Annotated in this window: 24 protein-coding genes; 12 read left to right on the top strand and 12 right to left on the bottom strand. The window is 69.9% G+C overall.

What is annotated here, in order from left to right:
• Positions 1-19: 19 nt before the first annotated feature.
• On the bottom strand, positions 20-1738 hold the full coding sequence (argS, locus tag ABZU43_RS13945; protein WP_355006899.1) for an arginine--tRNA ligase: 1719 nt from the start codon (positions 1736-1738) through the stop codon (positions 20-22).
• 341 nt (positions 1739-2079) lie between these two features.
• Here argS and ABZU43_RS13950 point away from each other — a divergent pair, with 341 nt between their 5' ends.
• The 3 genes from ABZU43_RS13950 to ABZU43_RS13960 all read left to right on the top strand — a co-directional run bounded on the left by ABZU43_RS13950 (position 2080) and on the right by ABZU43_RS13960 (position 4093).
• Positions 2080-2835 (top strand): hypothetical protein, encoded by a 756-nt coding sequence (locus tag ABZU43_RS13950; protein ID WP_355006900.1) that lies wholly within the window; start codon positions 2080-2082, stop codon positions 2833-2835.
• Between the two features lie 178 nt (positions 2836-3013).
• Complete coding sequence (locus ABZU43_RS13955) at positions 3014-3502, top strand: nitroreductase/quinone reductase family protein (RefSeq protein WP_355006901.1); 489 nt, start codon at positions 3014-3016, stop codon at positions 3500-3502.
• A gap of 156 nt (positions 3503-3658) precedes the next feature.
• Positions 3659-4093, top strand: coding sequence for a DUF6223 family protein (locus ABZU43_RS13960; protein WP_355006902.1), 435 nt, complete (start codon positions 3659-3661; stop codon positions 4091-4093).
• A 1-nt stretch (position 4094) separates the two neighbouring features.
• Here the strand turns inward: ABZU43_RS13960 and ABZU43_RS13965 are convergent, their stop codons facing one another.
• The 4 genes from ABZU43_RS13965 to ABZU43_RS13980 form a co-directional block, all read right to left on the bottom strand.
• Complete coding sequence (locus tag ABZU43_RS13965) at positions 4095-4757, bottom strand: response regulator transcription factor (protein ID WP_355006903.1); 663 nt, start codon at positions 4755-4757, stop codon at positions 4095-4097.
• Positions 4754-5887, bottom strand: coding sequence for a sensor histidine kinase (locus ABZU43_RS13970; RefSeq protein ID WP_355006904.1), 1134 nt, complete (start codon positions 5885-5887; stop codon positions 4754-4756). Before ABZU43_RS13970 ends, ABZU43_RS13965 begins: the two co-directional genes overlap by 4 nt.
• Positions 5888-5940: 53 nt before the next feature.
• Positions 5941-7809 (bottom strand): ATP-binding cassette domain-containing protein, encoded by a 1869-nt coding sequence (locus ABZU43_RS13975; protein WP_355007080.1) that lies wholly within the window; start codon positions 7807-7809, stop codon positions 5941-5943.
• Between the two features lie 197 nt (positions 7810-8006).
• Positions 8007-8498: a MarR family transcriptional regulator gene (locus ABZU43_RS13980; RefSeq protein ID WP_355006905.1), complete on the bottom strand. Its 492-nt coding sequence runs from the start codon at positions 8496-8498 to the stop codon at positions 8007-8009.
• 109 nt (positions 8499-8607) lie between these two features.
• Here ABZU43_RS13980 and ABZU43_RS13985 point away from each other — a divergent pair, with 109 nt between their 5' ends.
• From ABZU43_RS13985 to ABZU43_RS13995, 3 genes are read left to right on the top strand one after another with little or no spacing between them, the layout of a single operon-like run.
• Positions 8608-9657, top strand: a complete 1050-nt coding sequence (locus ABZU43_RS13985; protein WP_355006906.1) for an LLM class flavin-dependent oxidoreductase — start codon at positions 8608-8610, stop codon at positions 9655-9657.
• Positions 9650-10678, top strand: a complete 1029-nt coding sequence (locus ABZU43_RS13990) for an LLM class flavin-dependent oxidoreductase (protein WP_238686411.1) — start codon at positions 9650-9652, stop codon at positions 10676-10678. Before ABZU43_RS13985 ends, ABZU43_RS13990 begins: the two co-directional genes overlap by 8 nt.
• A 28-nt stretch (positions 10679-10706) precedes the next feature.
• Positions 10707-11423 (top strand): NAD(P)-binding domain-containing protein, encoded by a 717-nt coding sequence (locus ABZU43_RS13995; RefSeq protein ID WP_355006907.1) that lies wholly within the window; start codon positions 10707-10709, stop codon positions 11421-11423.
• Here the strand turns inward: ABZU43_RS13995 and ABZU43_RS14000 are convergent.
• Together ABZU43_RS14000 and ABZU43_RS14005 are read right to left on the bottom strand one after the other, a co-directional pair.
• Entirely contained in the window at positions 11420-12139 is a 720-nt protein-coding gene (locus tag ABZU43_RS14000) for a tetratricopeptide repeat protein (protein WP_355006908.1), read from the bottom strand. The genes ABZU43_RS13995 and ABZU43_RS14000 overlap by 4 nt on opposite strands.
• A gap of 45 nt (positions 12140-12184) precedes the next feature.
• A complete protein-coding gene (locus ABZU43_RS14005; RefSeq protein WP_355006909.1) occupies positions 12185-12946 on the bottom strand; it encodes a GNAT family N-acetyltransferase in 762 nt (253 codons plus the stop codon).
• Positions 12947-13172: 226 nt separating this feature from the next.
• Between ABZU43_RS14005 and ABZU43_RS14010 the strand changes: the two genes are divergently transcribed.
• The 5 genes from ABZU43_RS14010 (at position 13173) to ABZU43_RS14030 (ending at position 17015) form a co-directional block, all read left to right on the top strand.
• Complete coding sequence (locus ABZU43_RS14010) at positions 13173-13622, top strand: hypothetical protein (protein WP_355006910.1); 450 nt, start codon at positions 13173-13175, stop codon at positions 13620-13622.
• Positions 13623-13739: 117 nt separating this feature from the next.
• A complete protein-coding gene (locus ABZU43_RS14015) occupies positions 13740-14255 on the top strand; it encodes a hypothetical protein (protein ID WP_355006911.1) in 516 nt (171 codons plus the stop codon).
• Between the two features lie 71 nt (positions 14256-14326).
• The gene (locus ABZU43_RS14020) at positions 14327-15139 is read left to right on the top strand and encodes an inositol monophosphatase family protein (protein WP_355006912.1); all 813 of its coding nucleotides are present in this window, start codon (positions 14327-14329) and stop codon (positions 15137-15139) included.
• A gap of 99 nt (positions 15140-15238) precedes the next feature.
• Positions 15239-15643, top strand: coding sequence for a superoxide dismutase, Ni (gene sodN / locus ABZU43_RS14025; protein WP_355007081.1), 405 nt, complete (start codon positions 15239-15241; stop codon positions 15641-15643).
• Between the two features lie 61 nt (positions 15644-15704).
• Entirely contained in the window at positions 15705-17015 is a 1311-nt protein-coding gene (locus tag ABZU43_RS14030; protein WP_355006913.1) for a radical SAM protein, read from the top strand.
• 146 nt (positions 17016-17161) lie between these two features.
• Here ABZU43_RS14030 and ABZU43_RS14035 read toward each other — a convergent pair whose 3' ends face one another.
• Positions 17162-18727, bottom strand: a complete 1566-nt coding sequence (locus tag ABZU43_RS14035) for a polysaccharide lyase family 1 protein (protein ID WP_355006914.1) — start codon at positions 18725-18727, stop codon at positions 17162-17164.
• 487 nt (positions 18728-19214) lie between these two features.
• Here ABZU43_RS14035 and ABZU43_RS14040 point away from each other — a divergent pair, with 487 nt between their 5' ends.
• The gene (locus ABZU43_RS14040; RefSeq protein ID WP_355006915.1) at positions 19215-20528 is read left to right on the top strand and encodes a hypothetical protein; all 1314 of its coding nucleotides are present in this window, start codon (positions 19215-19217) and stop codon (positions 20526-20528) included.
• A 151-nt stretch (positions 20529-20679) separates the two neighbouring features.
• On the opposite strand, the gene ABZU43_RS14045 is transcribed toward ABZU43_RS14040, so the two are convergent.
• From ABZU43_RS14045 to ABZU43_RS14060, 4 genes are read right to left on the bottom strand one after another with little or no spacing between them, the layout of a single operon-like run.
• Entirely contained in the window at positions 20680-21834 is a 1155-nt protein-coding gene (locus tag ABZU43_RS14045; protein ID WP_355006916.1) for a serine hydrolase domain-containing protein, read from the bottom strand.
• Positions 21835-21837: 3 nt separating this feature from the next.
• Positions 21838-22662 carry a carbohydrate ABC transporter permease gene (locus tag ABZU43_RS14050; protein WP_124860646.1) on the bottom strand — a complete coding sequence of 275 codons (825 nt, stop codon included), beginning with the start codon at positions 22660-22662 and terminating at the stop codon, positions 21838-21840.
• Positions 22659-23612, bottom strand: coding sequence for a sugar ABC transporter permease (locus tag ABZU43_RS14055; protein WP_355006917.1), 954 nt, complete (start codon positions 23610-23612; stop codon positions 22659-22661). The genes ABZU43_RS14050 and ABZU43_RS14055 overlap by 4 nt, the downstream gene beginning before the upstream one ends.
• Positions 23609-24964 (bottom strand): extracellular solute-binding protein, encoded by a 1356-nt coding sequence (locus ABZU43_RS14060; RefSeq protein WP_355006918.1) that lies wholly within the window; start codon positions 24962-24964, stop codon positions 23609-23611. Before ABZU43_RS14060 ends, ABZU43_RS14055 begins: the two co-directional genes overlap by 4 nt.
• Between the last annotated feature and the right edge of the window lie 220 nt (positions 24965-25184).

Raw genomic sequence — 25184 nt, forward strand, 5'->3', positions numbered from 1 at the left:
GGGCCCGCGGGCCGGCGCGTCACATCCGCTCCACAGTGCGGATGCCCAGCAGGTGCAGCCCCTGCCGCAGGATCCGGGCGGTCAACTCGGCCAGCAGCAGCCGGCTCTCCCGCAGCTCATCCGTGGCCCGCAACACCGGGCAGCGCTCATAGAACGCGTTGAACGCTGTCGCGAGTCGGTGCAGGTAACCGGCGAGTTGATGAAACTCGAGACTCCGCTCCAGCTCGCCGACCACAGCGGCGAAGCCGAGCAGCTCGACCGCGAGCGCCCGCTCCGCCGGCTGAGCCACCACGATGGGCGCGTCCGGCCGCACGGCGGTCCCGGCCCGCCGCAGCACGGACCGGATCCGGGCGTACGCGTACTGAAGGTAGGGAGCGGTGTTGCCGTCCATCGCCAACATCCGTTCCCAGTCCAGGACGTAGTCCTTGGTCCGGTCGACGGACAGGTCGGCGTACTTGATGGCGCCGATGCCCACCGCGCGGCCGATCTCGGCGGCGGTCCCGGCGTCCAGATCCGGGTTCCTGCTCCGGGCCAGCTCGGTGGCGCGAGCGACCGCCTCCTCCAACAGCCCGACCAGCTTCACCGACTCACCGGCCCGGCTGCGCAGCATCCGCCCGTCGGCGCCGAGGATGGACCCGAAGCCGAGGTGCTCGGCCCAGGCCGGCGGGCAGAGCCAGCCGGCCGCCTCGGCGACGGCGAACACCATCGCGAAGTGCTGCCGCTGCGGTAGGCCGACGACGTACAGCAGCCGGGTGGCGCCCAGTTCGCCGACGCGCTGCCGCAGCGCGGCCAGGTCGGTGGCCGGATAGCCGTACCCACCGTCGCTTTTACGCACGATCAGCGGCAGCGGCTCGCCGTCCCGGCCGGTGAACCCCGGCGGAAAGACGCACTCGGCCCCACCGCTGGGCAGCAGCAGCCCCAACCGGTCCAGGTCGTCGACGACGCCCGCGAGCAGATCGTTGTAGGCGCTCTCGCCCCGGAAGTCGGCAGCGGACAACGTCACGTCGAGCAGGTCGTACACGGTCAGGAAGTACCGCTCCGACTGCGTTACCAGCAGCCGCCACAACCGGCGGGTCCGCTCGTCACCGCGCTGCAACGCGACCACCCGCAGCCGCGACCGTTCCTGGAACGCCTCGTCGGCGTCGAACTTCACCCGGGCCGCCCGGTAGAAGGTGTCCAGGTCTCCCATCGACAGGTTCTGCGCGGCTTCGGCCTCGCCGAGGTCGATCAGGTGCTCGATCAGCATGCCGAACGGTGTCCCCCAGTCACCCAGGTGGTTGACCCGCACCACCCGGTGCCCGAGCCAGTCGAGCAACCGCACCGCCGCGTCGCCGATGACCGTGGAGCGGAGATGCCCGACGTGCATCTCCTTCGCCACGTTGGGGGCCGAGTAGTCGACCACCACTGTCTGCGGCGTCGCCGTCGACGGCACGCCGAGCCGGGCGTCACCGGCCAGACCGGCGACCAGGTCGGCCAGGGCCCGGTCGGCAACCGTCAGGTTGAGAAAGCCCGGGCCGGAGACCTCCGCCGACACCCCGACGTCGTCGAGCACCGCGTGCGCCAGCACCGCCGCGGCGATGTCGCGCGGCGGGCGACCGAGCCGCCGGGCCAGCGCCAGCGCCGCGTCGGACTGGAAGTCCGCACGCGGAGACCGCCGCACGAGCGGATCGACCGGGCCGCCGGCCACCGCCGCGAACGCCGGTGCCAGCCGGTCGGACAACAACTTTTCAAGATCCATGAGTACGCCGATCTCGCTCGGACCCGCGCTGCCACGCGAGCCGTTGACGGGGAGATACGGGCGGACCGAGGACGACCAGCGAACGACCGGCGGCTCGATCCGCCGGTCGCAGGTAACAGGTCAGCGCGGGCGGGCGACGGATCGCCGGCGTCGCCCCGCACCGGCCTGGACGTCACACGACAGTCCGGTGCACTGAGCGATCACGCTGGTCATGCGGGGCAGCCTAGCGGCCCGGCCGACGCGACGACACCTCGATTCCAGTGGTCCGGTCGGTGCCCGGGGCGTGGTCGTTTCGTTGTACACCGGGCAGGGAACTGCCCAGGGACAGACGAGGGGTGACGATGAGCCAGTACACACCACTGCCGGTGACCCGTACGCGACGCGCGCTCGCGCTGCTCGGCGCTGTCACGCTCGCCGCTGCCTGCACCGCCACCGAGGATCCGCCCGGCTCTGCCCCGGCGACCACGGCACCGGCCACCACGTCGACGTCAGTGCCCCGGACAGATCCGCCATCGCCGAGCGCGAGCACCCAGGTGACGATCCCGACCTCGGCCTTCGTCGAGTTGCCCGCCGAACTGCGGAAGTCCCCGCGACGGACGACGCCCGTCGCGGAGGCGTTGCCGAAGCTGTGCGGCAACGAGTTCGGCACCGGCGGCCGGCAGGTCACCGCGAGCGCCGCGATGACGGTCACCTACCAGAAGGCCGGCGAGCCCTCCAGCAACGTGCCGCAGGGGATGATCCACCAGACCATCTTCACCTTCGACGGCGACGGCGCCCCGGGTTACCTGAGCCGGCTCCGCACCGCCGTGCAGGCGTGCCCCTCGTACGACCAGTCCGGAAACCGCGTCACCGTCAAGAGTAAGGCGCTGCCCGGGGTCGGCGACGAGGCGTTGCTGCTGACCCGGACGTGGCCGGAGACGAGCATGAACGGCGAACGTACCGGCGACACCGCGTCCAGCCAGATCGCGGTGGCCCGCGTCGACAGCGCGGTGACGGTCTTCGACGACCAGGGGTGGGAGGGCACCAGCGGTAACCCCGCCATCCTGGACCGCGTCGTCCGCGACGGCGTACGCGCCATCGACGCCTGGCAGCGGTAACCCGCCCGCCCCGACGCGGGGCTTCCACCGATCGGTTCGATCCTCGGTCGAATCATGGACACCCCGACGCGAGTCGCGCTCGCGCCGGAAGACTTGAGGATCCCGGTCCACAGTGGCGGTCGCGACAGTGTGAAGCAGCCACCCGGGCCATCAGCGTTGGTCGGTGGAGGAGGTCGTCATGTCGGACGGTCAGGAGACGAAGAAGCCGTGGCTTCCGCCGCGGTGGTTCATCCGGCTGGCCTGGTCGGTGCACCGGGGCCTGTACCGGGTCAGCGGCAGCCGGGTCGGGCTGTGGCGACCGCGCGAGCACCGGTGGGGCACGTTGCGCCTGACCACGACCGGTCGCCGCACCGGCCAGCAGCGCAGCGTCATTCTCGCGTACTTCGAGGACGGCCCGAACCTGGTCGGCGTGGCGATGAACGGGTGGGGCGAGGGTGCCCCCGCCTGGTGGCTCAACCTCCAGGCCCATCCGGACGCGTCAGTCGACCTGGCCGACGGGCGCCGGCTGGTGCGCGGTCGCGTCGCCACCGACGACGAACGGTCGCGCCTGTGGCCACTGTGGCGCGCGGCCGACAAGAACTTCGACGCCCACGCGGCACGGCGATCGTCGGAGACGACAGTGGTGGTGCTGGAGCCCAGAGCGGAGGGCGACTCCCCAACGTCGTGATGCGCTGCCAGGCCGGGAGACAACTGCGGCGGTACGAGGTGCCGGACGCGTACATCCCGGGTGGTAGGCCCATCGGCAACTCCGGCATGACGACTCAGCAGCTGGTTGCTTCCTAGGCTGCCACCTGTATTCGCCATGCGACCGAGGGGATCCACCATGTCCGTCCGTCACCTGTTCGCCGCCGCCGTAACCGCCCCGCTCGCCGCGATCGAGCTGGCCGTGCCGGCAGCCGCGCACGTGTCCGCCCAGACAACCGCAGCCGCTGCTCTTTCCATGAGTTCCGGGCGTTTCGGGGCCAGTGTGGCCGCCCTGCTGGGGCTGGCCGGCACGATCATCGGAGGACTGGCAGTGGCCCGCCCCGCCAGTCGGCTCGGCACCGGCTCGGGGAGCCTCGGAGCCGTCCTGGCCCTGGCGACGGGGCTGATCGGTATGGCGCTCGGCGGGCTGGTGGCGGCCACCGCCGACAGTGGCATCGGCACGGGCAACGGGCTGGGCGGGGCCTATGTGGCGCTCGCGGTCGGACTGGCCGCGGTGGTGCTCGGCGGGCTGGCCCTGGTTCGCGCGCGCCGCACCGGCCGCCTGGCGGGCTGACTCAGGAGCGAGCGAGCCAACCCGGCACGGTCAGACCGGACTCGTAGGCGAGGATCACCAACTGGGCTCGGTCCCGGGCATGGGCCTTGGTCATGATTCGGCTGACATGTGTCTTGGCGGTCGCCGGGCTCAGCACCAACCGTGCCGCGATCTCGTCGTTGGAGAGGCCGGCGGCGACCAGCGTCAGCACTTCACGCTCCCGCTCGGTGAGCACGCTCAGTCGCGGCCCGGGGTCGGGATGTCTGGCCCGGGCCGCGAACTCGGCGATCAACCGCCGGGTGATCGACGGAGCGATCAACGCGTCACCCCGGGCCACCACCCGCACTCCGTGGATCAACTCCGCTGGCTCGGTGTCCTTGACCAGGAAACCGCTGGCACCGGCACGCAGCGCGCCGTAGACGTAATCGTCCAGGTCGAACGTGGTCAGGATGATGACGCGGGCATCGGAGTGCGCGACGATCTCACCGGTGGCGGCCAGGCCGTCGAGCCCGGGCATCCGGATGTCCATGAGGACGACATCGGGCCGCAGGTGCTTGGCCAGCCGCACCGCCTCGAATCCATCGGCGGCCTCGCCGACCACCTGGAGACCGTCCTCACCGTCGAGGATGGACCGGAAGCCGGCGCGTACGAGGGTCTGGTCGTCGACCAGGAGCAGCCGGATCACATCTGCTCCCCCACCGGCGCCGGGTCCTGTCGCATCGGCAGCCGCGCGCGGACCCGGAAGCCCCCGTCCGGCTGGGCGCCAGTGGTCAACGAACCGCCGAGTGCCAGGGCCCGCTCCCGCATTCCGAGGATCCCGCTGCCCGGTGAACCCGGCGGACCGGTGCCGTCGTCCTCGACCTCCACGAGCACGTCGTCGTGATCGGGCCGGACCCGGACCACGGCGGTGGTGGCGCGTGCGTGACGCGCCACGTTGGTGAGCGCCTCCTGAACGATCCGATACACCGCCAGATCGACCTCCGGCGGTAGCGACCGCGTCTCGGCCAGCTCGGTGCGGATCTCCAACTCCGGCCGAGCGGCCGTCCTGATCAGATCACCGAGGCGGTTCAGACCGGGTGCGGGCATGACCGCCGGGGCCTGCCGCAGTGCGCCCAGCGTCGCGCGCAACTCACTCAACGTCTCCTTGCTGGTTTGCTTGATCGCGGTGAGGGCCTGCTCGGACCGCACCGGATCGGGTCGGTGCAACGCGGCGCTGGCCTGCACGTTGATCAACGACAGGTGGTGGCCGAGCACGTCGTGCAGCTCCCGGGCGATGCGCAGCCGCTCCTCGGTGGCCCGTCGCCGGGCCTCCTCCTCCATCCGCTGCTCGGCGACGACCGCCCGGGCCTGCGCCTCGGCGAGGTAGGCGCGGCGGTTACGGGTCACGCCGGCGATGACCGCGACGAGCCAACCGGCGTGCAGCAGCGTCGCCCCGTTCATGGTGTTCGGGGCGCGGTTGTAGCTGTCCGCCACGGCGAAGGCGATCACCGAGGCGAGACCGAGCCCGATGGCGACCGCGAGATGTCCCTCGTCGACGACGGTGTAGAGCGCGACGACGAACACCAGCATGATCGGACCGGGCCGGTGCAGCAACGCCCCGTACGCGCCGATGGCGGCCAGCGCCACGACGCCCACCGGCACCGGGTGACGTCGACGGACGTACAGCGCGCCGGTGGAGAGCAGCACCGCCAGCAGCGCCGCCCACTCGGCGACGGTGGCGATGCCGCGCGACTGCACCATCAGGCCCACGACGGCGACCAGACCCACGGCGGGCACCAGGAGCACGTCCGCCGTCCGGCCCCGCCACCCTGACATGGGCCGAAGCCTAGCCTCCCGCGAATGAGCGGGAGAAGGTCCGACTGGACGGTTCACGTGTGCTGGTTGCCCTCGGCCAGGTTCGCGTCGTAACCGGCGGCCTGGAGGGCGAACAGTTCGGCGTACCGGCCGCCGGTGGCGACGAGGTCGGCGTGTGTGCCGTCCTCGACGAGCCGGCCGTGGTGCAGGACGAAGATCCGGTCGGCGTGCCGGACGTTGGCGAGCCGGTGCGTGATGAGGATCGTGGTGGCCCGACCTCTGCGGTCCCGGATGGTCTGGAACAGGGCGTCCTCGGCGCGGGGGTCGAGCGCGGAGGACGGCTCATCCATGATCAGCAGTTCGGCGTCGCGCAGGAACCCGCGAGCCGCGGTGATGCGCTGCCACTGCCCGCCGGAGAGGTCCTGGCCTCGCGCGAAGGTCCGGTCGAGCAGTGTCTCGTACCCGTGCGGAAGTTCGTTGATCATGTCGTGGGCGACTGCGCGGCTGGCGGCGGCCTCGATGCGATCCTGCCGGGCGTCGCTGTCGACGTCACCGAGGGCGATGTTCGTGGCCGCGGTGAACGGCCACTTGTGGTATTCCTGCGTCACCACCGCGATCTGGGCGCGCAGCCCGGCGACGTCCCAGTCCGACAGTGGGCGGCCGTTCCACTCGATACTGCCCTCGGTGGGGGCGCGGAGGCCGGCGATCATCGCGGCGAGGGTCGTCTTGCCCGAGCCGTTCTCCCCGACGAACGCGACAGTCTGGCCCGCGGTGATCGTCAACGTGACGCCGTCGACGGCGGGGTCGTCCCGATCGGGGTAGCGCAGGCTCACGTCGTTGACTGTCAACTCCCGCAGCCGATCAGGCTTGGCTGCGGCAACGGGTCCGGTGCTGGTCGGTAGGTAGACGTCGGCGCGGGTCATGAACCCTGTGTAGTCGCCGAAGTGCTGCCCCTGGGTGTAGACGTGGTCGACCTGGAAGGTGGCGATGGCCAGGGACCGCTGCGCGGACTGCACCGCGATGACGCAGGTCGCCGCGGCGGCGAGTGGGATCTGCCCGTCGAGGAGCAGCAACCCGAGCAGGGCGTAGACGGTCGCGGTAGCGAGGCCGCCGACGACGGCTCCGACAGTGGTGGTCGTGGTGACCCGCCGGGCGAGGGCGAGTTGGATGTCGGTCTCCACCTGCATCACCCGGTCGTACTGGTCCAGCAGGAACCGGCGTAGCCCGTAGGAGCGCAGCTCCGGGGCCGAGGCCCGTTCGGCCATCAACTTGTGCAGCAGCCACAGTCGACGCCGGCGTACCGATCCGGCGTTGTACGTCTGGTAGCGCAGATGCCCGGCCCGCAACGACGCCCAGGCGTTGGGCACCGTGGCGACCAGCAGCGCCAGCACCAGCAGCGGGTGGATGACGATCACGGCGGCCGTCACGGCGAGCAGCCCGGCCAGCCCGGCGAGCAGGTTCATCGACGCCTGCACCAGCCCGATCGTCGACTCGGTGCCTCGTGAGGCGCGTTCCATGTCATCGGCGAAGGCGTCGGCGTCGAACGCCTCCAACCGGACCGCCGTGGACACCTCGAACAGGCCCCGCTCCACCTCACGGCTCACCCGAGGCGTCAAGCCGTTCTGCGCGTACCCGGTGGCGATGCCCATCGCGGCGCGGAGCGCGACCGTCGCCGCCAGCACGGCCAGCGCGGGCAGCGCGGCCCGCACCTTGTCCGCGGTCGGTCCGCCGGCGAACAGTTCCACCAGGACCCGCTGCGTCGCCAGCAGGCCGAACGCGGCCATCACCCCCGCTCCGACCGTGGCCGCGGCCACCACACCGGTACGGAGCCGGTCCGCGCGCCAACTGATACAGATGGCTGTCCAGACGAGCCTGGGCAGCTCCGCGAACACGGCGAGGACGCCGGCCTCCGCGCGCGCCCGGACCCCCGTCTCCCACCACATCTCCCGCAGCTCCGGCAGCACCGACTCCGTACGCCCGGGGCCGGGTTGGCCCGGTCGAACGCGGCGGGCCTCTGCGGTGGCGGCCTCGCTCATGGACATACCTCCCAGGCGGCGGAGCAGGCTTTCTGGAGGATTGGACCACCCGGGCGTAGCTCTCGGCAATCGTTTGGGCACTCGCGGTTATCGATGTGCGGTGATCAGCCCCTGCCCAGGGCGTCGAGCCGCGCTCGCAGCGCCGTGGCGATCTCACCGGCCGCGACGATCTGCTCCGGCGTGAGGGCGTCGACGAAGAACTCCCGGATGGCGCGCAGGTGGGGAAAGGTGGCTCCCCTGAACGCCTCGCCGCCGGCCTTCGTGAGCAGCACCTCCGCCCCACGGGGAACCGTGGCGCACTCCTGGCGGCGGATGAGGCCGCGCCGCTCCATCCGCCCGAGGTGGTGGGAGAGTCGGCTCCGCTCCCACCCGATGTGCGAGGCGAGTTCGGACGACCGCATCGCCTCACCCTCAGCCTCACTGAGAGCGAGCAGCACTGCGTAGTCCCCGGTCGAGAGCGAGGAGTCGCCCTGTAGGCGGGACTCGAGCCGGGAGCCGAGCGCTGCCGTCGTCTCGATGAAGTCCCGCCAGATTCGTAGCTCGTCGGCGGTCGGAAGTTGGCGTCCGCCCCGCCCGCCGGGTGTGGCCTCCGTCATCTCACTCTCCCGGGAATTGACGTGTCAATCGCCAAGTTAGCATCATTGACACGTCAACCGGTAGGCCCGCTCCCGCAGGTCGCCGGCGGAATGCACCGAGGAGGAGACGATGGCAGCTGCAGACTTCGAGCTGGGGCTCAACTCGTTCGGGGAGGTGGCCACCGACGGCGACCGGGTCCTGAGCGACGCCGAGACCGTACGGCTACTCGTGGACGAGGCACGGCTCGCCGAGTCAGCCGGACTCGACGTGTTCAGCGTCGGTGAGCACTACCGCGCGGGCCACAACGACTCGGCGACACCGGTGCTGCTGGCCGCGGTCGCGACGGCGACCGAGCGAATTCGCCTCGGCACCTCGGTCACCGTGCTCAGCACCAACGACCCGGTACGGCTCTACCACGAGTTCTCCACGCTGGACGCCGTCTCCGACGGCCGCGCCCAGATCGTCCTTGGGCGGGCATCCGCAACCGAGTCGTTTCCGCTGTTCGGGTACGACCTGGCTGACTACGAGCGGTTGTTCGAGGAGAAGCTGGACCTCTTCCTGCGGCTTCAACAGGACGAACCGGTCACCTGGTCCGGCACGGTACGAAGCCCACTGGCCGCACAGCGGCTGCACCCACGGATGCAGCCGGGCGGCATCCCGACCTGGATCGGTGTCGGGGGAAGCCCGAACTCGGTGATCCGCGCCGCCCGGCACGGACTACCGCTCATGCTCGCAATCATCGGCGGGCGGCCCCAACGCTTCGCCGGTCACGTCGACCTCTACACCAGAGCGCTCGAACAATTCGGGCATACCCTGCAGCCAATCGGGCAGCACTCACTCGGCCTTGTCGCAGACACCGACGAGGAGGCGGTGGAGACGTGGTGGCGGTACTGGCAGCCGGTGGTGGCGGCCCTGGCCGCCGAACGCGGCTTCTACAAACCGGACCGCGCGCGCTACGAGGCGGAAATCGACCACGGGGCGCTCTTCGTCGGTTCGCCAGAGACGGTGGCGCAGAAGATCGCCACTGTCGCTCGCGACCTGCGACTGAGCCGCTTCGACCTGAAGTACGACATCATGCACCTGCCCCGCGAGGCACGGGCGCGCACCATCCAACTGCTGGGCAGTGAGGTCGCGCCGCGGGTCCGGGAGCTGCTGGCTAAGGAGCCCAACCATGTCTGATCTGCTGTTCGGCCTGGACACGTTCGGCGACGTACCGGAGGACGACAACGGCAAACTCGTCTCCCACGCGGCGGCGATCCGGCAGGTCGTCGACGAGGCCGTGCTCGCCGACCAGCTCGGGGTCGACGTCATCGCCCTGGGCGAGCACCACCGGCCCGAGTACTCGGTCTCCACACCGGAGACGGTGCTGGCCGGAATCGCCACCCGCACCTCGCGGATCCGGTTGGCCTCCGGCGTGACAGTGCTGAGTTCCGACGACCCGGTACGGGTGTTCCAGCGCTTCGCCACAGTGGACGCGCTGTCGAACGGCCGAGCCGAGGTCATCCTCGGTCGCGGCTCGTTCACCGAGTCGTTCCCGCTCTTCGGCTACGACCTCCGCGACTACGACACGCTGTTCGAGGAGAAGATCGAACTGTTCGTCAAGTTGCTCGACGAGAAGCCGGTCACCTGGAGCGGCACCCTGCGTGCCCCGCTTGAGAACGCCGACGTGTTCCCGAAGACCGAGTCGGGTCACCTGGACACCTGGGTCGGTGTGGGTGGCTCGCCGCAGTCGGTCGTCCGCACCGCCCAGTACGGGCTGCCGCTCATGCTCGCCATCATCGGCGGCGCCCCCGAGCGCTTCGCGCCCTACATCGACCTGTACCGCCGGGCCGCCGATCAGCTCGGCACCACAGCGCACCCGGTCGGCATGCACTCGCCGGGCTTCATCGCCGACACCGACGAGCAGGCCAAGGAGATCTACTGGCCGCACTACCGGATCATGCGGGACCGGATCGGCAAACTGCGGGGCTGGCCCCCGATCCGCCGTCAGGAGTTCGACTCCGAGGTGGAGAACGGCTCCCTCTACATCGGCTCACCGGAGACGGTGGCCCGCCGGATGGCCCGTGCCATCCGCAGCCTCGGCGTCGGGCGGTTCGACCTCATCTACTCGGCCGGCGCGCAACCGGCCAGCGCCCGGATGCGCGCGGTGGAACTCTACGGCTCGAAGGTGATCCCCATGGTCCGCGAACTGCTGGCCTGATCAGCACTTCCCAAGCGAGAGGACGACCATGTTCGACAACGACCGGAGCCGGCCCACGACCCTCGGCATCCTCGGGGCCGGCAAGGTGGGCACTGTGCTCGCCCGGCTCGCCGTCGCCGCCGGCTACCGGGTACGGGTGGCCGGCTCCGGCGACCCGGCGAAGATCGCCCTCACCGTCGAGGTCCTCGCCCCGGGGGCCGAGGCCACCACGGCGGTCGACGCGGCGGCCGACGCCGACGTCGTCATCCTCGCCCTGCCCCTGGGCAAGTACCGCAGCGTCCCCGCCGAGGCGTTACGCGGCAAGCTCGTCGTCGATGCCATGAACTACTGGTGGGAGATCGACGGCATCCGAGACGACCTCACCAACCCGCAGACCTCGTCGAGCGAGACCGTCCAGGCGTTCCTGTCCGGCTCACGCGTCGTCAAGGCGTTCAACCACATGGGCTATCACGACCTGGAGGACGAGGCCCGGCCGGCGGGGGCGACCGGCCGCAAGGCCATCGCGATCGCTGGCGACGAGGACGCCGACCTCACCGACGTCGCGGCCCTGGTGGACGCGCTCGGCTTCGACCCGGTCGTCGCCGGCCCGCTGGCCGAGGGGGTACGACTCGAACCGGGCAGCGAGCTGTTCGGCGCCAACGTGAGCGCCGACGAGGTACGCGCCATGCTCGACCGCTTCGGCGAGTCGGAGCGGGGACGGATCATCACCGCTGCCCGAGCCTCGACCGCACCCGAGGCCGCCTAGGCGCCGAAGGCCGCCCTCGGCTCCTGGTGGCGGCCCACGGCGTACTCCCGGTCGAAGTTGGCCGTGCCCAGCGCCTCGGTGGCGGCGGCGCGCATCCTGGCGAGGTCCGCGGCGTCGTCCGGGTCCGGCACCTGGCCGAGTGCCGCGAACGCGGCATCGGCGACACCGATCATCCTGGCCGTGCGGGAGTGGTCCCCCTCGGCGGTCGCGAGCGCGGCGCCCGCAACGCAGACGTACGGCACGAAGTCGGCCCAGCCGTTGTGGAACACCCGCTCGCGGTTCTCGGCGAACAGCGTCCGGGCCACGTCCAGGTTGCCCAACCCCAGCTCGCAGAACGCGAGGTTGTGGAATTCGGAGTTGACAGTCCTGGGTCGGCCGAGCGCCTCGTTGAGCGCGATGCTCTCCCGGTACAGGTCCCGAGCGCGGAGCAGGTCGCCGGACATCCTCGCGACGGCGGCCAGCACGTGCCTCGGTCGTTCCTCCAGCGCCCGGTCGCCGGAGCGCAGCGCCACCGTGAGGGCCTCCCGGGCCCGTGCCTCGCCACCGGGCAGGTCACCGCCGCGAATGGCGACCCGGGCGAGGCTGTAGCGGGCCTCCACCTCGCCCGCCAGGTCGCCGGCCGCCTGGGCCCGCTCGATCTCGGCCTCGCTCATCCGCACCACGGCGTCGGTCTCGCCGCGCCGGAAAGCCGAGCGGACGTTCTCGCTGAAGGTCACCGGTCTTCCTCCTTCTGGCTTCTGGCTTCTGGCCGATCGCGTCGGTCAGGCTGCCTGGAACACGGTCCAGGTCTCGACGAGCGCGAAGCCCATCGCCTCGTAGAGCGGTCGACCCATCGGGCTGGTGTGCAGGTACGCGGCGTCCGCGCCGGCGGCGACACCGTCGCGCAGCGCCGCCTCGGTGAGCGCCCGGCCCAGGCCGCGGCCCCGGGCGGACGGCACGACGGCGACGTTGAACACCCCGATCACGCCGGATGTGCGCATGCCGAGCCCGGTGCCGACAGGGCTGCCAGACTCCTCGGCCAGATACCCGGTGATGGCGTCGCTATCGAGCACCGCGCCGCCCATCAGCGGGCCGAAGACACCGTCGGGCGCCTCGAAGCTCCGGGTGAGGGCGTCGGTGTACCTGTCGCTCTCGGCGGATCCGACCCGGCGGACCAGCGCCTGCTGGGTCGAGCCGGCCCGGAACACGATGTCGTCGGTGGCGCAGGCCATCAGGGGGAGGTCGCTGCGTCCGCGCAGCCCGTGCCGGGCCGCCAGTTCGGCGACCTCGTCGCTCGCCGCACCGCGAATGATGATCGACCAGTGCGGAGTCTGCCGGCTGACCTCGGTCGCCAACCCGTCGATGGCCGCGAGATCCGGCTCAGTGGCCGTCTCGAGGACCCCGTTGAGCGCCGGAACGCTGGCGTGGGTGAGCCCCGCGCGAGCGGTGCCCCGCTCGGCGTACCAGCCCTTCGGCGTCACCCGGCAGAGGAGTTCGATCGCGTCGAAGTACGCCGTCGCCATCTGGTCGGCGGTGGTGCTCATGTCTGGTTCCCCCCGGAACGCTCGCTCGCCCTCGCCCAGCAACCTAGCCACCGGTCGGGTTGGTGAGCACCTTCGAGAGGCCCAGGTCACCCCGCAGCGGCACCGCACCGGCAGGAGGGCGTCGTCGAACGATCAGGAATCGAGAAGCTCGCGAGCGCCACCCGGCCTAGCCTTTCCCCAGGCAGTCGGCAGCGCGCCGGGCCAGACGACGAGAGGAAGCCCGAGAATGTCCGCGAAGACCACCACGACCGGGTCCGACGGCTTCAGCGCCGAGGAGCGCGCCGCGATGAAGGATCGCGCCGACGAGCTGCGCGCCGAGGGCAGGAAGGGTGCCAAGAAGGCGGACGGGCTGCAGGCGGTCCTCGACCGGATCGCGCAGATGGAGCCGGAGGACCGCGCGCTCGCCGAGCGGGTGCACGTGACGGTGACCGCCGCCGCCCCGGGTCTGACGCCGAAGACCTGGTACGGGATGCCCGCCTACGCGAACGAGGACGGCAAGATCGTCGTCTTCTTCCAGGACTCCGGCAAGTTCAACTACCGGTACTCGACAGTGGGCTTCCAGGACCCGGCCAACCTCGACGACGGGGATTTCTGGCCGGTGGCGTACGCGTTGCAGCAGTGGAGCCCGACCGTGGAGAAGAAGCTCACCGAGCTGGTGCGGACAGCGGTCTCTTGACCGACGCCTGCCCTCTCGTCGGCTCGCTCACGGTGCGATGATCGAGGGCCGGAGCCGACGGAGACAGGTGGTGCGGACGATGCGGTGTGGGCCGGCGGCGGTACGACGAGTCCCCCGATGACCGGCCGGGCCGGCGAGGTGTTCGACACGGGTCGGACGGTGTCCGACATCGACTCGCTGCTCGCCGCGGACCTGCCCACGGGCGGCGTGCCGGTCAGCGAGGGGGAGCCGGTCACCGGCGAGTGGACCGGCACCCGGGGCGAGGGTTTTCGGATCGCCCCGCTCTGGGAGAGCGACGCCCTGACGGGTGTGTACGGCGCCGAATGGAACCAGGCAGAGGAGGCCGCCGAGGCGAACCTGGCCCTCGTCGTAGCGGAGTTGACCCAGAGGTGGGGCGCGCACCGCACTGTCTCCATGCGGGTGCCGCTGTTTCGGGACCAGGCCGGTGAACCCATGCCGGTGCTGTTCCAGTCGCTCTGTGACCTGGACTGCTACGGCGACCTGACCGTGTGGGGGCCGACGGTGACCGAGGGGCGGTGGGTCGCGGTCTCGGTCAACCAGTGTGACGGCGACGCTCCCATGATCATGACAGCGGTCGTCAGTCAACTACCAATCATCGAACTGTCGGACTGACCTGCCCGGTGACCCACGGCCCGAGCGCGGGGCTGTCATGTGACATTGCACTCGGCTCCTATGGTTCGGGCATGTCGATCACAGACCAGGCGCTGGCCATCGAGGCGGCCGAAGCTGGAGCCGCAGTCGTGGGCTCCCGGTACGGCTCAGAACTGACGCGCGTCATGAAGACCGCCGGCGACTTCGCCACCGCCGCCGACGTCGAGGCCGAGCACGCCATCATCGACGTCCTGCGCGCGGCGCGTCCGGACGACGCCGTGGTGGCCGAGGAGAGCGGGCGCACGGGTGCCGGCGACAACGGGCGCACCTGGCTGGTCGACCCGCTGTGCGGGACGTTGAACTTCGCCGCGCGGACCATGCTGGCCTCGGTCAACATCGCCCTGCGGGTCGGGCCGGACGTCACAGTGGCGGCGTCGGTGGACCCGTTCGCTGATGAGGTGTTCTGGACCGACGGCACCGCCGCGTACGTCCGGGGCGCGGGGACGGACGAGCGACTCGTCCCGTCGGCCGAGTCGACGCTTGTCGACCTGAACCTCGACCCGCCCTTTCCCAGTCGGGGCGTCTTCCTGGCCGCCCGCCTGCTCGCCGACGAGGGCTTCGTCGAACAGTTCCGGCCCCGGGTGGTCTCCACCAGCCTGGCCGTGGCCTGGGTCGCCGCCGGCCGCCGCGCCGCGTATGTGACGGACCGCCACGACCTGCGCAACAGCGTCCACTTCGCGGCCGGGATCGCGCTCTGCGAGGCGGCTGGCTGCGTGGTCACCGGGCTCGACGGCCAGCCCCTGCACGCCGGTGGGAACGGTCTCGTGGTGGCCGCGGACGAGCGGACGCACGCCGCCCTGCTGACGCTCATCCGGAAACAGGGCCCGCCATCGACCCGGTCTTGACATGAAGTGCGGTTGAGGTTCTAGCGTCCCTGGATGATCACGTCCGGGCCGCCGCGCCCGCACGTGCGTCGGCCGAACGCCACCGTCGAAGGGAAACCGATGTTCCTGTCCCGCCTTCTCCGCCCACGCACCGTCGCGAGCGCGCACTGCGACCTCCCCTGCGGCGTCTACGACCCGGCGCAGGCCCGCATCGAGGCCGAGTCCATCAAGGCGATCTCCGAGAAGTACCAGGCCAGCGACGACCCGGAGTTTCGCACCCGCGCGCTGCTCATCAAGGAGCAGCGCGCCGAGCTGGTGAAGCACCACCTCTGGGTGTTGTGGACCGACTACTTCAAGCAGCCGCACTTCGAGAGGTACCCCCAGCTGCATGGCCTCTTCAACGAGGCGACGAAGCTGGCAGGTGCCGGCGGCGCGAAGGGCGCCGCGGACCCGGCGGTCGCCGAGCAGCTCCTCGGCAGGATCGAGGAGATCGCAAAGATCTTCTGGGAGACCAAGCAGAGCTGATCAGCCGGCACCGGGTGGCACCGGCCACCCGGTGCGGCGTACCGCGTTCGGGAGGAACCGCATGACGTCGCGCACCGACCTCGTCGAAGATCTGATGAGCCGTTTTCCACACGTGCCGCGGGAGGCGGTCCTCAAGGAGGACCTGCTGCGGGGCGGGCTCGCCTTCGACGACGCGGCACTGACCGACAACGAGCACGGCGACGTGAAGCCGAAGTCGTACTTCATCTTCTCCTTCGATCACCGGACGTTGCCCGAGTTGGGGACGGCGGCGCTGCGCCGGCCACCGGAGGAGATCGTGCTCACCGGGGGTCCGTACGAGCTGCGTCGCACCGTCGTCTCGGTCCGCACCAACCCCAGCTCGCCGTACCGCGTCGGCACCGACAGCGACGGTCGACTGCGCCTGTTCCTGGACGGGCGGCCGATCGCCGATGTCGGGCTGCCCCCCATGCCGGCGTACTACCGTCACACGCTCGCCAACGGCAAGTCGGTGATGGAGGTCGCCCCGACGATCCAGTGGGGCTATCTCATCTACCTGACCGCGTTCCGGGTCTGCCAGTACTTCGGCGCCAAGGAGGAGTGCCAGTACTGCGACATCAACCACAACTGGCGGCAGCACAAGCAGGCCGGCCGGCCCTACACCGGGGTCAAGCCCGTCGACGAGGTCCTTGAAGCCCTGGAGATCATCAACCGACACGACGTCGATCGCGCGTCGCAGGCGTACACGCTGACCGGTGGCAGCATCACCTCGCAGGTCAACGGGCTGGCCGAGGCCGACTTCTACGGCCAGTACGCGCAGGCGATCGAGGAGCGGTTTCCGGGACGGTGGATCGGCAAGGTGGTGGCCCAGGCGCTCCCCCGAGCCGATGTGCAGCGGTTCCACGACTACGGGATCCGCATCTACCACCCCAACTACGAGGTGTGGGACAAGCGGCTGTTCGAGTTGTACTGCCCGGGCAAGGAGCGGTACGTCGGTCGGGAGGAGTGGCACCGGCGCATTCTCGACTCGGCCGAGGTGTTCGGCCCGCGCAACGTGATCCCGAACTTCGTGGCGGGCGTCGAGATGGCCGCCCCGCACGGCTTCACCAGCGTCGACGAGGCGATCGCCTCCACCACCGAGGGGCTCGACTACTTCATGTCCCGGGGGATCACGCCCCGTTTCACCACCTGGTGCCCGGAGCCCACCACACCGCTGGGCCGGACGAACCCGCAGGGCGCCCCGCTCGAATACCACGTCCGCCTGCTGGAGGCCTACCGGGCGACGATGGACGCCCACGGCCTGTCCAGTCCGCCCGGGTACGGCCCCGCCGGGCCCGGGCGAGCGGTCTTCTCGGTCAGCTCCTTCATGGACACTCTGCCGTCCACGGATTCGTGACGGCGCGCTCGGCCGCCTCGCCCACGGCGATCCGCCGAGGAGCGGTATACCTCAGAGGCAGATTCACACCCCTGAGGTATACCGCTCAGCACCGCATCCGCCCCCGGCGAAGGTGACCGACGGCGACCGCCGTGTTGAAACAGGTTCTAGCTGGCGTACGTCTCGAACTCACCGACCCGTGGCGTACCGCTGGAACTGTTGATCTTGAAGTTGACCTTGCTCATCGCGGTGGCCGGGAAGGTGATCGACCCCGCCCCACTGCCGGAGGCCAGGACGGCTCCGTTGTCGTTGTTGATCAGCTGCCAGGACCCGATGGAGCCCTGGGTACCGGACGGCTCGCGGATCACCACCCGGGACACCTGGGTCGCGGAGCCCCACTTGATCGAGATCGTGCCGGTCGAGCCGGCCGGCGACCACCAGGTGCTCAGGTTGCCGTCACGCACATTGCCGTAGCTGGTTCCGCTGGCCTTGCTGGAGCCGTCGGCGCCGGCGCCCAGGCTGAGGTTGGTCCCGCCGGTGGGCGGTGGCGTGGTGGGTGGGGGCGTGGTGGGCGGCGGCGTCGTGGGCGGGGGCGTGGTCGGCGGCGGGGTGGTCGGCGGCGGGGTCTGCGGCGTGCAACTGCCGTCGGACACCTTCAGGCCCGTGTTGGCACCGACCGTCTGACGAACGACGTCCGGCACACAGCTCGCCCCGTCGAGACGGTACGAATACGGGATGCTGACAGTGGTGTTGGAGGTCGGGTTCGGTCCGGCGGGGTAGTTCTCGCTGCCCGGGCTGGACCAGGTCACGTTGTTGAAGACGTTGCCGGCGACCTGCCAGTAGCCGCGCTCGTTGGTGTAGAAGGTGCCCAGGACGTCCTTGGAGTCGCGGAAGTAGTTGTTCTCCACCTTGGCCCTGGCCCCCGCCCGGGAGTTGATCCCCGACTCGTGCAGGCTCACGTAGTGGTTGTTGTAGATGTGGGCGACCCCGCCACGCAGCAGCGGCGTGCGGGAGTCGATGTTCTCGTAGAGGTTGTGGTGGTACGTGATGAAGCCGTTCGAGAGGTCGCTCTCGCTGGACCCTACGAGGCCGCCCCGACCGGAGTTGCGCAGGACGCTGTACGACAGCGTCACGTACTGGGTGTTGTCCTTCATGTCGAAGAGGCCGTCGTACCCCTCGGACTCCCCGCCCGAGGCCTCCAGGGTGACGTGATCGACCCAGACGTTGCGGACCGTGCTCTCCATGCCGATGGCGTCCCCACCGTTGGAGGTGGGCGAGCCCGACTTCTTGACGTTCCGCACCGTCACGTTCTGGATGATGATGTTGCTGGAGTCGCGGATGTGGATGCCGAGCTGGTCGAAGACGGCGCTGCCGACCCCGATGATGGTGACGTTGCTGATCTGCTTGAGCTCGATCACGCCCGCCGCGGTGTTGCAGCTCGACCCCGACACCTTGCTGGTGTTGCCGTGATTGATGGTCCCGCTCACCTCGATGGTGATCGGGGTGCTGCTGCTGGGCCGACCGCACAGAGCAGCGTGGATCGCCGTGCCCGTGGTGGCCCGCACCGTCTGCCCGCCCGCGCCGCCGGTGGTCCCGCCGTTCTGGGTGGCGTAGCCGGTGGCGCTGCCGACCGCCGCCGAAGCCTGCGGGGTCGGTAGGGCCACCCCGACCGCGATCACCACGGCCACCGCGGCCAGCACCGCCTGACGTCGCAACACGACTGGTCGTCTCATGTCGCCTCACCTTCGCATTCGTCTCGTTCCAGGTTTCGACTCGACGGACATCGCGACCACACCTGCCGACGGACAACATTCCAGATTGATGGCACTCAATCGCACAGATTTCATCGAGATCGCTCGCGCCCTGGTAGAAGCAGGGTTGTGCCGTGCGAGCGGAGTGCGCCCGGTGCCATCGCTCACACGACCGAAATGGAACATCGATGTAACGCAATCGTAGGAAAGCGGTTTCCGGAAAGGCAATAGCTGACGCTTGCAGGTTTGTTGCAGTGCTCGCGGGAGGGGTCGACCGCGCGGTCAGAGCGGTCCGGGCCGCCGGCGGGCGCGGGTTCCCGGCTCGTTGCGCGTTCGGTATTGACACCGCCGGGTCCGCAATCGATGCTCTGCTAAATCAGTTTAGCGACCGACTCGCTCCGACCCGTCCCACTCCCGGTCCCCCGGCGGGATCGCTGACTGAGCGCACCACCCCCGAGAAAGGACCCCCATGAGACTGCGAAAAGGACTGATCCCGCTCGCCGCCACCCTCGTCCTGGCCGGCGCCTCCGGCACGGCATACGGCAGCGCGGGCGGCGGCCCGGGCAGCACTGACGGAATCCGCAGCATCACCCCGATCACCACCGTCTACACCTACGGCCAGAAGGTCTCGGCGGTGGCGATCGAGTACGCCGCCACTGTCAACCCGCGCACCCTCGACACCGGCACGTTCTCGGTCACCGACACCATCTACAACTTCCGCTTCAACCCGATCGAGGACCTGCCGAAGCTCGCCGACCGGACCGTCACCCACACCTACACCAACGGAACACCCGGCACCCGCGCCGACCACCGATCGGCGCCGGGCCGGTACGTGATCGTCGAACTGAACCCCGTCGACACCGGCGGCTCGACGGTCATCGTCTCCAAGTGCCCGACCTTCCTCTGCACCGTGAAGGTCAATCCCGAGCTGCCGACCCGGGTCGTGCAACGCAAGGACGTGCACGGCCAGCCCGGCCGCGGGGCCGGCAAGGGGCCGGTGCTCGCCCGGGCCACCCCGCGCGCATCCCGTCCCGTCACCGAGAAGCCGGTCAACCAACTGGTCGACGAGTTCACCTACGGCTCGTTCCTGAGCGGCGGAATGGTGTTGCCGTACCACTACCACCTGCCGAAGAACTACCAGCCGGGCCGCAAGTACCCACTGATGGTCGTCCTGCCCGGCCACGGCATGGGCTGGGACGGCGACAACCTCGGCGTCCAACTCGCCGCCGACATCCCGGCGACCGCGTGGCTCCAACCGCAGTGGACCGGCACCGCCGAGGACGTCATCGTCCTGGCGCCCCAGCACCAGCGGGTCGGTGGAGTCGCCGAGGCGGACCTGCTGGTCAAGCTGCTCGACCAGTTCGTCGGCCAGTTCGCGGTGGACACCCGTCGGGTGTACGCGACCACTGTGTCGTACGGCTCGCAGTTGCTCTGGGAGGCGTTCGCCAAGCGTCCCGACCTGTTCGCCGGCGGGTTGGTGACCGGCGGTTTCCCGGTCAACGCCACCCAGGCGACCGCCATCGCGGCGGCCGAGGTGCCGGTGTGGGTCACGCACGGCGAGCACGACCACCTACTCAACGTCTCGGGCGCGCGCAACTCCACGGCCCTGCTGCGGCAGGCGTACGCCGCCCGGGGCAAGACGCCCGAGCAGACCGCCGATCTGGTGCGCTACACCGAGTACGCCGACGCCGCGTTCTCGGTACCGGACTACCACGCGGCGTTCGGGCCGACCTACGAGGACGCCAGCATCCTGCGCTGGCTGCTAGGCCAGTCCAAGCCCTGAGGCCGGGGCCGGGGCCGGGCGATGCCCTCGCCGCGATCCGGCTGCCCCACCCCGGTGATCATGAAGTTGTTGCCACCGTCCACGGCGTGGACGGTGGCAACAACTTCATGATCGACCGAGGCGACGCCCAGGGGGCGGAACCCGGGGAGGGTCAGTCCTGGAGACAGGTTCGGAGGGCGGCGGTGAGCAGATTGGCGCGCTCGTCGCCCATCCCGCGCATCTGGTTGACCACGTAGCCGAAGCCCACCTGATGCTCGGCGTCGGCGAAGGCCAGGTTGCCGCCCGCGCCGTCGTGGCCGAAGCTGAGCTCACCCAGCAGGGGCCGGGCCGGTGGCGAGTGCAGCAGGAAGCCGGTGCCCCAGCGCTGCCCGGTGTCCGGCGGGCCGTGCCGCTGCTGACCACGCGAGCGAACCACCACCGCGTCGTCCACCGACGCCGCCGTGAGCAGCGGCCCACCCTGGAGTTCCGACACACAGGCGGCGTAGAGGCGCGCGAGGCCCTCGGCGGTGCTCACCGCGCCCGCGCCGGGAACACCGGCGGCCCGGATGGCGTCGTCGTTGAAGCTGACCAGGCCGTCCGCGTCGGCGGGAAAGGCGAAAGCGCCACCCATGGTGATGCCCCGTTCGGCGACCGGGTCCACGAACGGGTCCGGGTCCGGAGGCGGTGCCACGCCCCAGGCGACGGTGTCACTCTCGGCGGCCGGGAGCCCCAGCCAGGTACGCAGGCCGAGCGGGCCCGCGACGGTGTCGGCGAAGAACGCGCCGGGTAGTTGGCCGGTGATGCGGTGGATCACCTCTCCGACCAGCCAGCCGTAGGTCATCGAGTGGTACCCGTGCGCCGTGCCCGGCTCCCACAGCGGGGCCTGCGCCTCGATCGCCTTGATGACCGGATCCCACGCCAGCACCTCGTCGAGGGTCAGCGGTCGGTCCACCGCGGGCAGACCTGCCTGGTGCGTGAGCAGCCAGCGCACCGGGATGTCCGCCTTGCCGTGCTGTCCGAACTCCGGCCAGTAGCGCGTCACGGGAGCGTCGAGGTCGAGCCGGCCCTGCTGGGCCAGCAGGTAGGCGCAGATCGCCAGGATCCCCTTGGTGCAGGAGAAGACGACGACCGGCGTGTGCGCGTCCCAGGGCCGCCCGGTACGGGTGTCGGCCACCCCGCCGTACAGGTCGACGACCTTGCGGCCCCGCACGTAGACGGTGACCGCGGCGCCGACCTCTCCCCGGGAGGTGAAGTTGTCGCGGAAGACGTCGGCGACGCGTCCGAAGCGATCGTCGACGTCGCCGTGGATCTGCGGCTCTGTGACCACTGCCTACCCCTTCACTGACCCTTGGATCAGGGCCTTGATGAACTGTCGCTGGAAGATCAGGAACACGATGAGGGTCGGGGTGAGGATCAGCAGCGACCCGGCGCACAGCAGCACCAGATCGGTGCCCCACTGGCCCTGGAACGCTCCGAGCGCCCCGGCCATGGTGCGTTTGGTCGCGTCGTCCACGAGGACGATGGCGAGCAGGAACTGGTTCCACGTCCAGAGGAACATCAGGATGGTCAGCGAGGCGATCGCCGGCCGGGCGAGCGGCACCTGGACCCGCCAGAACAACTGCCACGTGCTGCTGCCGTCCACCCGGGCCGCCTCGGACAACTCGACCGGCACGTTGGTGAAGTGTGCCCGCATCCAGAACACCGCGAACGGCATGTAGAGCCCGATCAGCGGCAGGATGATGGCCCAGCGGGTGTTGAGCAGGCCGAGGTCCTGCATCTGGTAGTAGAGCGGCGTGACCACGGCCTCGAACGGCAGGGTCAGACCCAGCAGGAAGAGACCGAAGACGAGCCGACCACCGGGGACGCGCAGCTGACCGAGCCCGAAGCCGGCCATGGTCGCGATGAGCACCGACACCGGTACGACACCGGCCACGATGAGCAGGCTGGAGCGGAGCAGGGCGCCCATGTTCGCGGCGGTGAAGGCGTCGGCGAAGTTGCCCCACTGCGGGTCGGACGGCCACTCGAGCCCGCTGGGCACTGTGCCCCGGGGCTGCAACGCCGCCGAGAGCATGCTCACGAACGGCAGCAGGGTGACGACGATCAGGGCGATCAGGAAGACCCGGCCGGTCAACTGTTCGCGACGGCTCAAGTTCACTGCTTGTCCCCTCGGCTCAGGCGCTGGATCGGCAGCACACACACCAGCACGAGCAGCATGAGTACGACGGCGAGCGCCGAGGCGAGCCCCACCTGCCGCTGCGAGAAGGCCAGCCGGTAGATCTCCAGGCCCGGCACCGTGGTCTGGAGACCGGGGCCGCCGCTGGTGGAGATGTAGACGATGTCGAAGCTCGCCAGCGCCGCGATGATCGTCACGGTGAGGCAGACGCCGATCTCCTGACGCAGGCTGGGCAGGGTCACGGCGAGGAACTCACGGACCGGACCGGCACCGTCGAGGCGGGCCGCCTCGTACAGCGCCGGGTCGATCTTGCTCATGCCGGTGACCAGCAGGATCGTGCAGAGGCCGAGCAGGACCCAGGCCCCGATGACGCCGACGGCTGGCAGCGCCGTGTCGAAGTCGCCGAGCCAGGCGCGGGCGACGCCACCCAGTCCGACCGCACGCAGCGCCTGGTTGACCAGACCGTTCGACGAGAGCAGCCAGCTCCACGCGATGCCCGCCGCCACCAGGGGGATGACCTGCGGCAGGAACAGGATGGTCCGGACGACGGTGCCGAACACGCCGGTGGTGATCCGGCGGACCATGCTCGCCACCAACAGCCCCAGCGCGACGGGGATGAAGCTGAAGAAGACGATCAGGACGATCGCGTTGCCGATGATTTTGAGCAGGTCGCTGTCGGTGAACACGGTGAGGTAGTTGTCCAGGCCCACCCAGCGGGCCACCCCGATGCCGTTCCAGTCGTAGAGCGAGTACTGGAGCGTCAGGACGAGCGGGCGCAGGACGAACACCGCGTACATCACCAGGGCGGGCAGGACGTACAACCAGCCGGTCCCGGCCGCGCGGGCCCACCGGAATCGGTGGGCCCGCGCGGGGGTGGGGCGGGCGCGACGATCGTCGCGCCCGGTTGGTGCGCTGCCGAGGGCAGACGTCATCGGGACAGTTCCTTCTGGTACTCGGCCTGGACCGCCTTCACGTACCCCTCGGGCGTCTGCTGACCGGCGATCAGCTTCTGCATCTCCGGCGTGATCGCGGCGGCGAAGATGCCGCCGGTCGCGTTCGCGGTGAAGTCCACAGCGCCGTTCTCCGCGCCGAGCTGCTGTGACGCCTTCAGGGTCTCGGCCAGCACGGTGTTCGGGGCGGCGCTCGGCACCGGCAGGTCACTCGGGCCGCCGGGGCTGGAACCGCCGACGGTCACCGAGATCTCGCGGGCCTTGGCGTTGGTGTGCACCCAGTTCAGGAAGTACGCGGCGGCGTCCGGGTTCTTGGCCTTGGCGGAGACACCGAAGGTGTTGGGGGCGGACATCGCCACGTGCTTTCCACCGGCGGACTCGGTGGGGAAGAGGAAGAAGCCCACGTTGCCGGGCATCGACTTGTCGAGGTTGGCCGACTCCCAGTCGCCGTTGAACATGAACAGGCCGTTGCCCTTCTGGAACTCCCCCACCATGCCGGCATAGTCCAGGGCGTTGGCGTCCTTGGTGAAGTAGCCGGCCTGGGCCCACTTCTGAATGGTCTGGGTGGCCTTCAGGGCGGCCGGGGTGTCGAACGTGGCCCCCGGCTTCTGGAAGATCCAGTCGGCGACCTGGGTCGGGTCGCCGAACTGGTTCTGCAGCGCCTGGTGCGGGAAGTTGATGCCCGCGGTGTTCTTGTTGAACTGCATGATCGGCTGGACCCCGCCGGTCTTCGCCTTGGCCAGCAGTTCCTCGAACTCCGCGACGGTGGCCGGCGGCTGGGTCATGCCGATCTGAGTGGCCAGCTTCTTGTTGTAGAAGACGCCGGTGACGCTGTAGCCGAGTCCCATCCCGTACAGCGAGCCGGTGCCCCGGGTGTTCTCGCCGACGCGCAGCTGCATGAGCTGCGAGGCGGGGAACTTGTCCCAGCCGTACGCGGTGAAGTACGGGTCGAGGTTCTTGAGCAGGTCGTCCTTGACCAGGTCGACCATGGTCGGGAGCCGGATGATGTCGGGCGAGTTGTCCGACGCCATCACCCGCGGCGCGTTCTCCACGATCACAGTGAACTGGTCCTCGCGGACGTTGAACTTGACGTTCGAGTGCTGCTTGGAGAACTCGTCGGCCAACGCCTTGGCCAGCGGGAAGCCGGTCTCCGCGTACATCTCCAGGGTGATCGGGTCGGCGCCCAGCTCCGTCTTGACGGCGGCGTCGGACTTCTGGGTCGACGACCGGTCCTCGCCCGGCGCGCTGCAGGCCGTCGCGGTCATCCCGACGGCCAGCAGCGAGGCGAGGAGCACAGTTCTCCGTCGCGAAAACTTTGTCAGCAATTCTGCCATTTCATGACTCCTCGACATCTCCACGCGTCGCGCGACCCATGGCCACGCGACGGCTCCACCGGGACCACCGCGACCCGGCGGAGGCCACGACACGTACGTCGTGACCTGTCGCGCGGGCGCGGCACCCGTACCGTCAGCACAAAAGGAACCGGCACGGCCACCGAAGGCGCCTCTGGATGCACCAGAAGTGGTCGCTAAACTGATTTAGCAGAGCATGCGC

The sequence above is a fragment of the Micromonospora sp. NPDC005205 genome (genome assembly GCF_040608275.1).
In the GTDB taxonomy this organism is placed as follows: Bacteria; Actinomycetota; Actinomycetes; order Mycobacteriales; family Micromonosporaceae; genus Micromonospora.